Raw genomic sequence first — 13852 nt, 5'->3', positions numbered from 1 at the left:
CAAACCACCGGACCGGAGTCCGAATGTGGTTCGGCTTCCAGCCACGTTCATTCTCTCATACCCGGGGTAAATCGCTGCGGAAGCCGGCCGGTGCCGTTGGCCCGGCCCCTCAATCGCTGGACGGTCCTTCCAGCGTCCGGCGTTACAATCAGGGCAAGGAGCACCGGATGAAAAGGACGCCATACCAATGCCCAGCATCTCCCCCCTCAGCGGCACCCCTGCCCCGGAACGGAGCCTGAACCAGGACAGCGGTCCGGCCGCCAGGACAGCACGAGCCGTTCCACCCATGACGCGGAACCGGCCCTTCGGCTGGCTGCTGGTGATTACGGGAGTCATCGGCTGGCTCGCCTCCGGAACCCTGGTCCTTGAAAAACTCGAGGTCCTCAAGGATCCGAACCACACCACCGTGTGCGATGTGAACCCGTGGATCTCCTGCGGGCAGGTGATGCAGACGTGGCAGAGCTCGCTGTTCGGCTTCCCCAACATGTTTATCGGCATCGTCGCTTTTGCCGTCATCATCACTGTGGGCATGGCTCTGCTCGCCGGGGCAACGTTTGCCCGCTGGTACTGGCTGGGCCTGCAGGCCGGCGTCACGCTTGGATTCGCGTTCGTGGTGTGGCTCTGGTCCCAGGCCCTCTACGACATCCACATCCTTTGCCCGTTCTGCATGATCGTGTGGGCGGCCATGATTCCACTCTTCGTCTGGGTGACCATCCGGAACGTCACTGCCGGGGTGATCCCGGTGCCGGCGAACGCAGCGCGCGTCCTGGGCGACTCCGGCTGGATCATCACCGCGCTGCTCTATGTGGCCGTGATCGCCACCATCTTCTTCGCCTTCATCCAGGTCTTCGCGGGAACCTCGGGGTTCTAAACCACAGAAAAGCCCCCGTTTCCGAAGAAGCGGGGGCTTTTTTGTGTGCGCGCCGGGATGTCAGCCCTGGAACCAGATCTTGATTTCACGCTCGGCGGAGTCGGTGGAATCGGAGCCGTGCACCAGGTTCTGCTGGACCTTCAAACCCCAGTCGCGGCCAAAGTCGCCGCGGATGGTGCCGGGGGCGGCAGTGGTGGGGTCGGTGGTGCCGGCGAGGGAGCGGAAGCCTTCAATGGCGCGGTGGCCTTCGAAGATGGCTGCCACGACCGGGCCGCTGAGCATAAATTCCACCAGGGGCTCGTAGAAGGGCTTGCCCACGTGCTCCTCGTAGTGCTGTTCGAGCAGTTCGCGGGTGGCGTCCACCTTCTTCAGTTCAGCCAGGGTGTAGCCCTTGGCTTCGATCCGGGCCAGGATGGCGCCGGTGAGGTTACGGGCGACGCCGTCGGGCTTGATGAGGACGAGGGTGCGCTCAGTAGTCACAACTGCTCCAATGCGTTGGGATGGGTTTCGGGGACAAGTCTACGGGGACTGGGACTGCTGCCCCGGCCCGGCGGCCTGGTCCGGATGGGCCGCTTCCCATTCAGACTGCTCGCGGGCCCGCTGGCCGGCTTCCCGGTCCAGCCGGATGCCCGTCCGGATCCCGTACCACCAGGCAAGGGCGAACAGGGCTCCCACCAGGAACATGGCCGGCTCGAGAATTCCGGTGAGGATCAGGACGAGCTGCAGGATCCAGCCCAGTCCAATCCCCCAGGGCTTGCTGAGGAAGGCACACGCCGCGATCATCACCACGCTCAGTGCGATGCCGGTGCCCAGGATCAGCGCCGGCGGGAATTCCCCCCGGCGCAGCCCGAACACCGCCAGGGTGGCGAAAAACATCACGAAAGCTTCCAGCAGCAGCACGGTGGAGGCAAACATCACCTTGGTGGAGCGGCGCTTCTTGGGCATGCCCGGCCGCCATTCGCGCTGGGCCTTCGTCAGCCTGGCCACGGCCTACGCCTCTGTCTTTCCGAGCAGGATCCGGGCTTCGGCCACCAGGGTGATGGAGCCGGTCACCAGTACGCCGCCGGAAAGGTCATCGTTGGCTTCGGCGCGTTCCACAGCCCACTCCAGGGCGTCGTCGAGCTTTTCCTCCACGTGCACGTTGTCCTCACCGAAGCCAAGGTCAATGGCCAGTTCGGCAAGTTCGGCCGCCGGGACCGCCCGCGGGGAGTTCGACTGCGTGAAGCAGTACTCCTCGGCCATGCCGCCCAGGGATTCCTTGAGCTGGCGAAGGATTTCCTCGGCGTCCTTTTCCTTGAGGATTCCCACCACCGGCACCAGCCTGGTGAAGGTGAACGCTTCCTGAAGGGCGGCTGCCGACACTTTGACGCCGTCGGGGTTGTGGGCGGCGTCCACCACGATGGTGGGTGCCGTGCGGACCACTTCGAGCCGGCCGGGGGAGGTGACGGCGGCAAATCCTTCCTGCAGCACGTCGAAGCCGAGTTCCTTTTCACCACCGAAGAAGGCTTCCAGGGCTGCCACCGCTACGGCGGCGTTTTGTGCCTGGTGGGCTCCGTGCAGCGGCACCAGCAAGTCAGGGTAGCGCCCGGCGATGCCCTGGATGGTGACCATCTGGCCACCCACTGCCACGGTGCGTGACTCGACGCCGAACTCCACGCCTTCGAATTTGAAGGGAACACCAACGTCCTTGGCCTTCTCCAGCAGGACCTGCGCCGCGTCAAGGGGCTGGGCGGCGCTGATGAGGTAGCCGCCGGGTTTGATGATCCCGGCCTTTTCGTGGGCGATGTCCTCGGTGGTGTCCCCCAGCAGGTCCGTGTGGTCCAGCGAGATGGGCGTGACCACCGAAACCTGTCCATCGCCCACGTTGGTGGCATCCGTGATGCCGCCGAGTCCCACTTCGATGACCGCCACGTTGACGGGCTGGTCCGCGAAGATGGCAAAGCCGAGGATGGTGAGGCATTCGAAGTAGGTCAGGCGCGGCTGCCCGTCCGCTTCCAGTTCCGCGTCCACAATCTGCAGGTACGGCCGGATTTCGTCCCAGATCCGGACGAACGTTTCATCGGAGACAGGCTGCCCGTCGATGCTGATGCGCTCGGTCACCTTGGACAGATGCGGGCTGGTGTACCGCCCGGTGCTGAGGCCGTGGGCCCGCAACACCGATTCGATCATGCGGGCCGTGGAAGTCTTGCCGTTGGTCCCGGTCACGTGGATGATCGGGTACGCCTTGTTGGGCTCCCCCAGCACGTCCATGGCCCGGAACAACGGGGCCAGCCGCGGCTCCATCTTGTTCTCCGGCGCCCGGCCCAGCAGTTCGGCGTAGACGCTCTCTACGGAAAATTCGTCAGTCATGGATTCAGGCCTCTACTTTTTTGACGGTGACAGCCGGTTCGGCAACGTCCGCGGGTTCTGCCGCGAGGTCCACGGTAAGGGTCTCGCCCTTCACCAGGTCCGCGTTGGCCAGCAGGGCGTCGACGACGTTTTGCCGGGCAGTCACGGAGGTCCGGATCCGGTCGCTGACATTCAGTCCGGCGTCCTTGCGTGCCTGCTGGATGGAGCGGACCATGTCCCGGGCCAGGCCTTCAGCCTCCAACTCGGGGGTGACCTCGGTGTTGAGGACCACAAACCCGCCGCCGGGGAGGACCGCGACGGAAGCAGAACCGCCGTCGGACTCTGCCACCACCGTCTCCAGCGTGTACTCCTGCGGTTCCAGCTGCAGCCCCCCGGCCACCACCAGGCCTGCATCGTCCACCGACCAGTCACCGGACTTGGCGCCCTTGATGGCGGCCTGGACATTCTTGCCCAGCCGCGGGCCGGCAGCGCGTGCGTTGACCACCAGCTTCTGCTGGATCCCAAACTCCTCCGGGGAGGCCGTGGCGGCGTCCAGCAGGCGGACCGAGCGGAGGTTGAGTTCGTCCGCGACGACGGCGGCAAAGCCGGCCAGCGCATCGGCACCGGGTGCCACCACGGTCAGTTCCTGCAGCGGCAGGCGGACGCGCAGGTTAGCTGCCTTGCGGAGCGAGGATCCGGTGGAGCAGATCTGCTGCACCTTGTCCATGGCCTGCACCAGGTCCGGGTTCGCAGGGAACAGGCCGGCATCGGGCCAATCGGCCAGGTGTACCGAGCGGCCGCCGGTGAGGCCGCGCCAGATTTCCTCGGAGACCAGCGGCAGGAGGGAAGCCGCCACCCGGGTGACGGTTTCCAGCGCGGTGAACAGTGCGTCGAAGGCGTCCTGGTCCTCGTCAAAGAACCGCTGCCGGCTCCGGCGGACGTACCAGTTGGTCAGCATGTCCAGGTAGCTGCGCAGTTCGTCGCAGGCGCCCGAGATGTCGTAGGTGTCCAGCTGTGCCGTCATGTTCCGGACCAGCTCGCCGGTGTTGGCCAGCAAGTACCGGTCCAGCGTGTCGGTGTAGCCGTCATAGCGGAGCCTGGCGTCATAGCCGCTGCCACCGGCGGCGGCGTTCGTGTAGAGCGTGAAGAAGCTGTACACGTTCCACAGCGGCAGGATGACCTGGCGGACGCCGTCGCGGATTCCCTGCTCGGTGACCACCAGGTTGCCGCCCCGGAGGATCGGGCTGGACATCAGGAACCAGCGCATGGCGTCGGAGCCGTCACGGTCCAGCACCTCGGAGACGTCCGGGTAGTTGCGCAGGCTCTTGGACATCTTCTGCCCGTCCGAGCCGAGCACGATGCCGTGGCTGATGACGTTCCGGAACGCCGGCCGGTCAAACAAAGCGGTGGACAGGATGTGCAGCATGTAGAACCAGCCGCGGGTCTGGCCGATGTACTCCACGATGAAGTCGGCCGGGTTGTGGGTATCGAACCAGGCCTCGTTCTGGAACGGGTAGTGCACCTGGCCGTAGGGCATGGAGCCGGAGTCGAACCAGACGTCCAGCACGTCCTCCACGCGCCGCATCACCGACTGGCCCTCTTCAGGCGTGCGGGGATCGTCCGGGTTGGGCCTGGTCAGTTCGTCGATGAAGGGTCGATGCAGGTCAACCTGGCCGTCCTTGTTCAGCGGCAGGCGGCCGAAGTCGGCCTCGATCTCTGCCAGGGAGCCGTACACGTCCGTGCGCGGGTACTCCGGATCGGTGGACTGCCACACGGGGATGGGGCTGCCCCAGTACCGGTTGCGGCTGATGGACCAGTCCCGGGCGTTTTCCAGCCACTTGCCGAACTGGCCGTCCTTGACGTTACCGGGGATCCAGTTGATCTCCTGGTTCAGTTCGGACATCCGGTCCTTGAACTTCGTGACCTCCACGTACCAGGAGGACACGGCGCGGTAGATCAGCGGGTTGCGGCAGCGCCAGCAGTGCGGGTAGCTGTGCTCGTAGCTGGCCTGGCGGACCAGCCGGCCCTGGGCGCGCAGCACCTGGGTGATGGGTTTGTTGGCCTCGAAAACCTGCAGGCCCACGATGTCGTGGAGGTCGCCGTGCTTGAACAGCGGGAGGAACCTGGCGCCCTCGTCAACGGACAGGACCACCGGGATGCCTGCTTCTTCACAGACCTTCTGGTCGTCCTCGCCGTAGGCCGGAGCCTGGTGGACGACGCCGGTGCCGTCGGTGGTGGTGACGTAGTCGGCCACCAGGATCCGCCAGGCATTTTCCATGCCGTACTTTTCGTTGTCGCTGAAGTCCTGCCACAGCGGCTGGTAGGCAAGACCCTCCAGCTCGGCGCCGGTGTGGGTGGAGACTACGGCGGCCTGGGCTGCCTCGAAATCGTCGTATCCGAGGTCCTTGGCATAGCTCCCCAGCAGGTCAGCGGCGAGCAGGAAGCTGCCGCTGACCGGCACGTCCGCGGAGGCGGCCTTGATCCCGTTGGGGCCGGCCGGCAGGACGGCGTAGGTGATGGAAGGCCCGACGGCGAGCGCCGCGTTCGTGGGCAGAGTCCAGGGGGTGGTGGTCCAGGCGAGGGCCTGCACCCCTGCCAGCTGCCGGGAAAGTTCGGACTCACCGGCGAGGAGGGGGAACGTCACGGTGACGGTCTGGTCCTGGCGGTTCTTGTAGACGTCGTCGTCCATGCGCAGCTCATGGTTGGACAGCGGCGTCTCGTCCTTCCAGCAGTAGGGCAGCACGCGGTAACCGTTGTAGGTCAGCCCCTTTTCGTGCAGCTGCTTGAAGGCCCAGAGGACGGATTCCATGTACTCGACGTTGAGCGTCTTGTAGTCGTTGTCGAAGTCCACCCAGCGGGCCTGGCGGGTGACGTAGTTCCGCCACTCGTCGGCGTACTTCATGACGGAGGCGCGGCAGGCGTCGTTGAACTTGTCGATGCCCATGGCTTCGATCTGGGTCTTGTCCGTCATGCCGAGCTGCTTCATGGCTTCCAGCTCGGCAGGCAGCCCGTGGGTGTCCCAGCCGAAGCGGCGCTCCACGCGCTTGCCGCGCTGCGTCTGGTAGCGGCCCACCAGGTCCTTGGCGTACCCGGTGAGCAGGTGGCCGTAGTGCGGCAGGCCGTTGGCGAACGGCGGGCCGTCGTAGAAGACGAATTCATTGCTGCCGGGTTCACCGCCGGGGGCGTCCGCGCTGCGCTGGTCGATGCTGGCCTGGAAGGTGCCGTCCTGGTCCCAGTACTTGAGTATGCGTTCTTCGATTTCCGGGAACTTCACGGAGGCGGAAACGCCGCGCGTGCCACTGGCGGAGGCTGAGGCCTTGGGGTAATACGTCATTCTCTCGACATCCTGGGTTGAGCTTGGCGAACTGCCGGCTTGCGCCGTTCGTTCCGTTCAGGATGCGAGGACGGCTGCCGTGTTGTCCTTCCGGACTCCACGCCCACCGCGGTACCACCTCACTTACCGGCGCTGCCGGCTCCCTGGGGAACCGTCCTGCTCCGGCCGCTCATTGACTGCTGTGACGGGCTTACCCGTCCGGTTCTACTGGCGCTGCCCGCAGTGATGGCGGTTGGCGCGTTCTTCCGGAAGCTCACCGGTGATAGCCGGGTCATAGCCGCTTTAGAGTCTACTATTCACCGGGCAAAGTTTTCCATTCAATGCTGCCATGAGGGGCCACCGGTGCCTAGAATCGGAGCCATGACTGCTGCCGGCAGCCGGCGCGGGCTTGGCCGTCGGAAACCCCGCAAACGCGCAACCCGTATGGTCCTGGCCTTTCGCTGGCTGGCTGCCGGGGCGGCGGCACCCGCCGCGGCAGCGTCGTTACTTCGTGCCACATCTGCTGACTGGCCGGTCCTGGGCATACAGCTGCTGTCCTTTGTGCCCTGGTTCACGGTGCCGGCCACTGCGGCTTTCCTGCTGGCCCTGCCGGCGCGCAGCAGGCCCCTCCAACTGCTGACGGCGGCACTGCTCGGGGTGCAGATTGTGTGGCTCCTCCCGGTGAGCGCGAGCCCCGCGGCGGCAAACCCGGGCGGGCCGAAGGTTCAGATCAGGGCCATGACCCTTAATGCGGAGCTGGGCGGGGCAGAAGCCGAAGACATCGTCAAGCTGGTCCGGGAGCAGGGGGTTGACCTGCTGGCTCTCGAAGAATTCACCGGAGGCCTGGAGGACAGGCTCGCCGCCGCGGGACTCCTGTCCCTGCTCCCCCACCAGGTATCACATCCGCGGGACGGCGCCGGGGGCGCAGCTGTCTATTCCTCCTTCCCGTTGCGCGACGCCGGCGTTATACGGGGCACTGGCTTCACCATGCCGGTTGTCGACCTGGATTTGGGCACCGTAAACGGCGCGGCACTGCAGGTGGTGGCTGTGCATTGCCTGGCTCCGGTGGGTGACGGCCTGGCCCGGTGGCGCAGTGACCTTGCGGCCCTGGCCCGGACCGGCACCGGATCGGGATCCAGGCCGCTGCTCCTGGCGGGCGACTTCAACGCCACGTTCGACCACCATGAATTCCGGGCGCTGCTGGCGGGGACAGGAGGCGGGCGCGAACTGGCGGACGTAGCGGCCTCCCTAGGCGACAGGCTCATCCCCACCTGGCCGATGCGCGGCTACAGCCTTCCCGGCATAACGCTGGACCATCTGGTCACGAGCCAGGACATCGGGGGCACCGCTTACTCGGTCCACCGGATACCGGGCACGGACCACGCAGCGGTGCTGGCCACCTTGGCCATCCCGGTTGGCTAGCCCTTGCGGATCAGTTTGTGGTTGGCGGCCTGCGCCACCGGCCGGATGACAATTTGGTCCAGGTTGACGTGGTGCGGGGCACTGACGGCGTACCTGACCACGTCTGCCACGTCTCCGGCGGTGAGCGGCTTTTCCACGCCCTGGTACACCTTTTGGGCGGCCTGCTGGTCACCAAGCCGGTTCAGCGCGAATTCCTCCGTGTAGACCAGCCCGGGGGCCACTTCGATGACCCGGAGGTTGTTTTCCGCTTCCTCCAGCCGCAGCGCCCCGGTCATCGCATGCTGGGCGAATTTGGCGGCGTTGTAGCCGCCTCCGCCTTCGTAGGCTGCCAGGCCGGCGGTGGAGGTCAGGTTCAGCACGGTTCCCTCGCCGTGGGCGCGGAGCATGGGCAGGAAGGCGCGGGTCAGCTTCATGGTGCCCAGCACGTTCACCCGGTACATCCATTCCCAGTCCTCGGTGCTGGCCTCGCCCACGGTATCGGCGCCCCGTGCACCGCCGGCGATGTTGATGAGCGTGTCGATGCCCCCTGCTTCCGTGACCCGGGCAAGCAGCCGGGACACGTCGTCGTCCGCGGAAATATCTGCAGTAATTGCGACGGCGCCGGTCTCGGCTTCCAGCGTGGCGAGCCGGTCCTCGCGGCGGGCCACGGCGAAGACGGTCCAGCCGTCCGCTGCCAGGGCGCGGACGGTTGCCTCGCCGATTCCGCTGCTCGCGCCGGTCACCAAAGCTGCCTTTTTCTGGAAGTCCGAAGTCATGGCACCACCCTAACCTCCCCTGCCCGGAGATCAGTCCGGCGTGTTTCCCCGGATGAACCGGCGCCTGCGGGCCTGCTGGTGGGCGGGGGGATGTTCGCGGCCATGAAACAATTGGCAGATGGCTGAAGACAAACAGGGTACAGACACGCCCAACACCGCCCCCATCAATGTTCCGGACAAGCCGGCCCTCGAAGGCCTCGAGGCCGCCCTCACGCAGCGCTGGCTTGCGGAGGGGACCTACAAGTTCAACCCGGACACCACCCGGGAGCAGGTCTACTCGATCGACACTCCCCCGCCCACTGCCTCCGGATCGCTGCACGTGGGACACATGTTCTCCTACACGCAGACCGATGTGCTGGCCCGCTACCAGCGCATGATCGGCAAAAACGTCTTCTACCCGATGGGCTGGGACGACAACGGCCTGCCCACCGAACGCCGGGTGCAGAACTACTACGGTGTCCGCTGCGACCCTGCCATTCCATACAACGCGGACTACCGTCCCCCGGCGCAGCCTGCCAAGAACCAGCGGGACTTCGACGTGGTGTCCCGCCGGAACTTCATCGAGCTGTGCGAAGAGCTGGCCGTCGAGGACGAGAAGGTCTTCGAAAACCTGTTCCAGACACTTGGCCTGTCCGTGGACTGGGAACTGACGTACCGCACCATCGACGACAACTCGCGGGCCGTCTCGCAGCGCGCGTTCCTGGCCAACCTGGCCGCAGGCGACGCCTACATGGCCGAGGCACCCACCCTGTGGGATGTCACGTTCCGCACGGCGGTGGCCCAGGCCGAGCTCGAGGACCGCGAGGTGCCCGGCGCGTACTACCGCTACCCGTTCTTCACCGAGGACGGGGAGAAGATCTACATCGAGACCACCCGTCCCGAACTGCTGGCGGCCTGCGCCGCGCTGGTGGCGAATCCCGACGACGAACGGTACCAGCCGCTGTTCGGCAAGAAGGTCACGTCACCCGTTTTCGGCGTCGAGGTTGAGGTCAAGGCCCATCCGCTCGCCAAAGCCGACAAGGGCTCCGGCATTGCCATGGTGTGTACCTTCGGCGACCTGACGGACGTCACCTGGTGGCGCGAACTGCAGCTGCCCACCCGCGCCATCGTGGGCAGGGACGGGCGGATCGTCAGCGACTCCCCGGAGTGGATCACTACGGACATAGGACGTGAAGCCTTCGCTGCCATTGCCGGCAAAACCGTCTTCAGCGCCAAGGAGGAGGTGGTGAAGCTCCTCACCGCCGCCGACCTGCTGGAAGGCGAGCCGAAGAAGATCATGCACCCGGTGAACTTCTACGAAAAGGGCGACAAGCCCCTTGAGGTTGTCACGTCCCGCCAGTGGTACATCCGCAACGGCGGCCGCGACGAGGACCGCCGCGGGCGGCTCATCGCGCGCGGGCAGGAGATCGACTTCCACCCTGCCTTTATGCGCTCGCGCTACGAAAACTGGATCTCCGGCCTGAACGGTGACTGGCTGGTATCGCGCCAGCGCTTCTTCGGTGTGCCGATCCCCGTCTGGTATCCGCTGGATGCTGACGGCAACCCGGACTACGGCTCCCCGATTGTGCCCTCGGACGAGCAGCTTCCTGTGGATCCGGCAGCCGATGCTGCTCCGGGCTTCGACGAGGCGCAGCGCGACGTTCCGAACGGTTTCACCGGCGACGCTGACATCCTTGACACTTGGGCCACGTCCTCGCTGACACCGAACATTGTGGGCGGCTGGAAGCGCGACGAGGACCTCTTCGCCAAGGTGTTCCCGTTTGACGTCCGCCCGCAGGGCCATGACATTATCCGGACCTGGCTCTTCTCCTCTGTGGTCCGTGCCGATGCCCTGGAAAACAGCGCGCCGTGGAAGCACGCGGCCATCTCCGGGTGGATCCTGGACCCGGACCGCAAGAAAATGTCCAAGTCCAAGGGCAACGTGGTGGTACCCACCGACGTGCTGGAGGAATACGGCTCCGACGCCGTCCGCTACTGGGCCGCCTCCGCGAAGCTCGGGGCTGACACTGCCTACGAGATCGCCCAGATGAAAATCGGCCGGCGCCTGGCCATCAAGCTGCTGAACGCCTCGAAGTTCGTGCTGAACCTCGGCGCAACCGAAGCATCGGTGCTCTCCGCTGGCCTCGCTGTGCTGTCCAACCCGCTGGACCGGGCGGTCCTCGCCCAGCTCGCCGACGTGGTGGCCCAGGCCACCAAGGCGTTCGACAACTACGATTACGCCCGCGCGCTGCAGATCACGGAAAGCTTCTTCTGGCAGTTCACGGACGACTATGTGGAGCTCATCAAGGACCGGGCCTACGGCGCAGCGGGCGAAGCCGAACAGGCCTCCGTGCTCGCAGCACTGGCCACCAGCTTGGACACTTTGCTGCGGCTGTTCGCGCCGTTCCTGCCCTTCGCCACCGAAGAGGTCTGGGGATGGTGGCGGAACGGTTCCGTACACCGCGCCCAGTGGCCCGCACCGCTGGACGTCCCGGGCGGCGACACCACCATGCTTGCCACCGTGGGTGTTGCCCTCAGCGGCGTCCGCAAGGCGAAGTCCGAGGCCAAGGTCAAGCAGCGCACCGAGGTCCTGTCCGCGACCATCACCGCTTCGGAGGCCCTGACCACGCAGCTGAAGGCGGGGCTCGGCGATCTGAAAGCTGCGTCGAACGCGCGCGAAATCACCCTCGTGGTGGGTGACGGGGAACTGACCGTGAGCGATGTTGCCCTGGCCGCCACTGAGGAGCCTGCACAGGCCTGATGGCAGCGCCCTGTTTCAGGGCAAACTGCTTCAGGGCGGACTGTTTCAGGGCAAAGGGGAAGCCCCATCAGCGTTTTGCCGTTGGTGGGGCTTCGACTTTCGGCCATCCGGTGACGTCTTTGATGGTCTGGCAAGATCCTGGGAAATTTCAGGTCTTCCTACCTCGTCACTGGTAGCTTGTATCCGGCTTTGCCGATGGCTGCGTCAAATACATATCACTGAATCTTCGGTTCTTGCGTCCCTCTTCTTTCGAAGGGGGTAAGAACCATCATTGTCCTGCAGGCCGGGAAGCGCAAGAGCCCCGGTGGAACTACAAGTGAGTAGTTCCACCAGGGCTCTATGCGTGCGGCCGGGACTGCCGCCGGCCTGGCCTCAGCTGAATTCGGGGCGTTCGCTGCGGCTGCGCTTCAGCTCGAAGAAGTGCGGGTAGGAGGCGAGTGCTGTGGTGGCGTCCCACAGCTTGCCAGCCTCTTCGCCGCGCGGAATCCGGGTGAGGACAGGGCCGAAGAAGGCCGTGCCGTTGAAGGCCACTACCGGCGTTCCAACGTCCTGTCCCACGAGGGAGATGCCTTCCTCGTGGCTGGCGCGCAGCTGCTTGTCGAAAGCGTCGGTGGTGGCCGCTTCAGCCAGCGCGGCGGGGAGGCCGCATTCCGCGAGGGCCTTGGTGATGACCACGGCCCGGTCCTTCTCGCCGCGCTCATGGATCAGCGTGCCCATGGCGTCATACAGTGCCTTGACCGTTTCCTGCCCATATTCCTGCTGGGCGGCGATGATCACCCGGACCGGACCCCAGGCGTTGTCCATGGACTCGCGGTAGGCGGGTTCCAGATCGCGGCCCTCATTGAGGACGGCAAGGCTCATCACGTGCCACACCGTTTCGATGTCGCGGACGTCCTCCACTTCGCCGATCCAGCGCGAGGTGATCCAGGCGAACGGGCACAGCGGATCAAACCAGAAATCGGCCTTGTTCCGTGCAGTGTCAGTCATAGGGTTTCTCCTTCAGGTGCGGGCGGCTGCGCAGGCGGCAGCCGCATCTGACGGGTATGGTGCGGAAGGTTTTCAGGCGGACTTACGCCGCTTGGCGACGTGGGGGATCATGGTGGGTTCGGCGCCCCGGAGGACCACGTCCTCGGTGATCACCACGCTGGCGACGTCTTCGCGGCTGGGGAGATCGAACATCACCGGGAGAAGTACTTCCTCCATGATGGCCCGCAGGCCTCGCGCGCCCGTGCCGCGTTCCAATGCCTGCTCCGCGATGGCGTCCAGGGCGGTGTCATCGAAGACCAGTTCCACGCCGTCGATCTGGAACATCTTCTGGTACTGCTTGACCAGGGCGTTTTTGGGCGTGGAGAGGATCTGGATCAACGCGTCCCGGTCCAGGTTGGACACGGTGGTGATCACGGGGAGCCGGCCGATGAACTCAGGGATCAGCCCGAATTTCAGCAGGTCCTCCGGCATGACTTCGCCGTAGGAATCGATCTTCTTGCTGGCCTCGTTGAGGGGTGCGCCGAAGCCGATCCCCTTGCGGCCGGACCTGGAGCCGATGATCTCCTCGAGGCCGGCGAACGCACCGGCCACGATGAACAGGACGTTGGTGGTGTCGATCTGGATGAATTCCTGGTGGGGGTGCTTCCGCCCGCCCTGCGGCGGAACGGAGGCAACGGTGCCTTCCAGGATCTTCAGGAGCGCCTGCTGGACGCCTTCGCCCGAGACGTCGCGGGTGATGGAGGGGTTTTCGCTCTTGCGGGAAATCTTATCGATCTCATCGATGTAGATGATGCCCTGTTCGGCCTTTTTGACGTCGTAGTCGGCGGCCTGGATGAGCTTGAGCAGGATGTTCTCAACGTCCTCGCCCACGTAGCCGGCCTCGGTGAGTGCCGTTGCATCGGCCACGGCGAACGGGACGTTCAGGCGGCGGGCGAGCGTCTGGGCCAGGTAGGTCTTCCCACAGCCGGTGGGACCGATCAGGAGGATGTTGGACTTGGCGATTTCGACGTCGTCGTGGTGGCCGCCCTCGGCCAGGCTTCCCGACTTGGGTGCGTGGCCTGCCTGGATCCGCTTGTAATGGTTGTAGACGGCGACGGCGAGGGACCGTTTGGCAGGCTCCTGGCCAATGACGTATTCCTGCAGGAAGTCGAAGATTTCCCGCGGCTTGGGCAGTTCGAAGCTGCCGAGGTCCGCAACTTCGGCGAGTTCCTCTTCGATGATTTCGTTGCAAAGCTCAATGCACTCATCACAGATGTAGACACCGGGCCCGGCAATGAGCTTGCGCACCTGCTTCTGGCTCTTTCCGCAGAAAGAACACTTCAGCAGATCCGTGCTCTCGCCAATCCGAGCCATATGTGAACCCCTTAGTATCTTGCTGCCAGGCAGCCTTGCACCGTTGCTGGAATCTCCACCAGCCTGCGTGGGCCGGTTGTGAC

10 protein-coding genes are annotated in these 13852 nt (G+C 65.2%); 3 read left to right on the top strand and 7 right to left on the bottom strand.

Translation table 11 applies throughout. From position 1 onward, the window contains the following. The first annotated feature begins 187 nt into the window (after nt 1-187). Nucleotides 188-871: a vitamin K epoxide reductase family protein gene (locus tag QF047_RS07995; RefSeq protein WP_306634016.1), complete on the top strand. Its 684-nt coding sequence runs from the start codon at nt 188-190 to the stop codon at nt 869-871. 60 nt (nt 872-931) lie between these two features. Here the strand turns inward: QF047_RS07995 and ndk are convergent, their stop codons facing one another. Genes ndk through ileS form a run of 4 tightly spaced genes read right to left on the bottom strand, consistent with a single transcriptional unit; the run spans nt 932 to nt 6533 of the window. Continuing rightward, nucleotides 932-1351 carry a nucleoside-diphosphate kinase gene (gene ndk / locus QF047_RS07990; protein ID WP_306634018.1) on the bottom strand — a complete coding sequence of 140 codons (420 nt, stop codon included), beginning with the start codon at nt 1349-1351 and terminating at the stop codon, nt 932-934. Nucleotides 1352-1390: 39 nt separating this feature from the next. Further along, a complete protein-coding gene (locus QF047_RS07985; RefSeq protein WP_307275422.1) occupies nt 1391-1858 on the bottom strand; it encodes a DUF4233 domain-containing protein in 468 nt (155 codons plus the stop codon). Between the two features lie 3 nt (nt 1859-1861). Next, complete coding sequence (locus QF047_RS07980; protein ID WP_307275419.1) at nt 1862-3220, bottom strand: folylpolyglutamate synthase/dihydrofolate synthase family protein; 1359 nt, start codon at nt 3218-3220, stop codon at nt 1862-1864. A 4-nt stretch (nt 3221-3224) separates the two neighbouring features. Further along, complete coding sequence (ileS, locus tag QF047_RS07975) at nt 3225-6533, bottom strand: isoleucine--tRNA ligase (protein WP_307275416.1); 3309 nt, start codon at nt 6531-6533, stop codon at nt 3225-3227. 360 nt (nt 6534-6893) lie between these two features. Between ileS and QF047_RS07970 the strand changes: the two genes are divergently transcribed. Further along, complete coding sequence (locus QF047_RS07970; RefSeq protein WP_307275413.1) at nt 6894-7934, top strand: endonuclease/exonuclease/phosphatase family protein; 1041 nt, start codon at nt 6894-6896, stop codon at nt 7932-7934. Here QF047_RS07970 and QF047_RS07965 read toward each other — a convergent pair. Further along, nucleotides 7931-8689 carry an SDR family oxidoreductase gene (locus QF047_RS07965; protein ID WP_307275411.1) on the bottom strand — a complete coding sequence of 253 codons (759 nt, stop codon included), beginning with the start codon at nt 8687-8689 and terminating at the stop codon, nt 7931-7933. The genes QF047_RS07970 and QF047_RS07965 overlap by 4 nt on opposite strands. Before the next feature lie 118 nt (nt 8690-8807). Here QF047_RS07965 and valS point away from each other — a divergent pair, with 118 nt between their 5' ends. After that, entirely contained in the window at nt 8808-11429 is a 2622-nt protein-coding gene (gene valS / locus QF047_RS07960; RefSeq protein WP_307275410.1) for a valine--tRNA ligase, read from the top strand. Between the two features lie 372 nt (nt 11430-11801). Here the strand turns inward: valS and QF047_RS07955 are convergent, their stop codons facing one another. Both QF047_RS07955 and clpX read right to left on the bottom strand, forming a co-directional pair. Next, complete coding sequence (locus QF047_RS07955; protein WP_307275407.1) at nt 11802-12416, bottom strand: DsbA family protein; 615 nt, start codon at nt 12414-12416, stop codon at nt 11802-11804. Nucleotides 12417-12488: 72 nt separating this feature from the next. Continuing rightward, entirely contained in the window at nt 12489-13769 is a 1281-nt protein-coding gene (clpX, locus tag QF047_RS07950) for an ATP-dependent Clp protease ATP-binding subunit ClpX (RefSeq protein WP_306634040.1), read from the bottom strand. Nucleotides 13770-13852: the final 83 nt, after the last annotated feature.

Source organism: Arthrobacter sp. W4I7 (assembly GCF_030816215.1).
Lineage (GTDB): Bacteria > Actinomycetota > Actinomycetes > Actinomycetales > Micrococcaceae > Arthrobacter > Arthrobacter siccitolerans_A.
The sequence above is the reverse complement of the archived record's forward strand: the minus strand, read 5'-3'. Positions and strand labels throughout refer to the sequence as shown.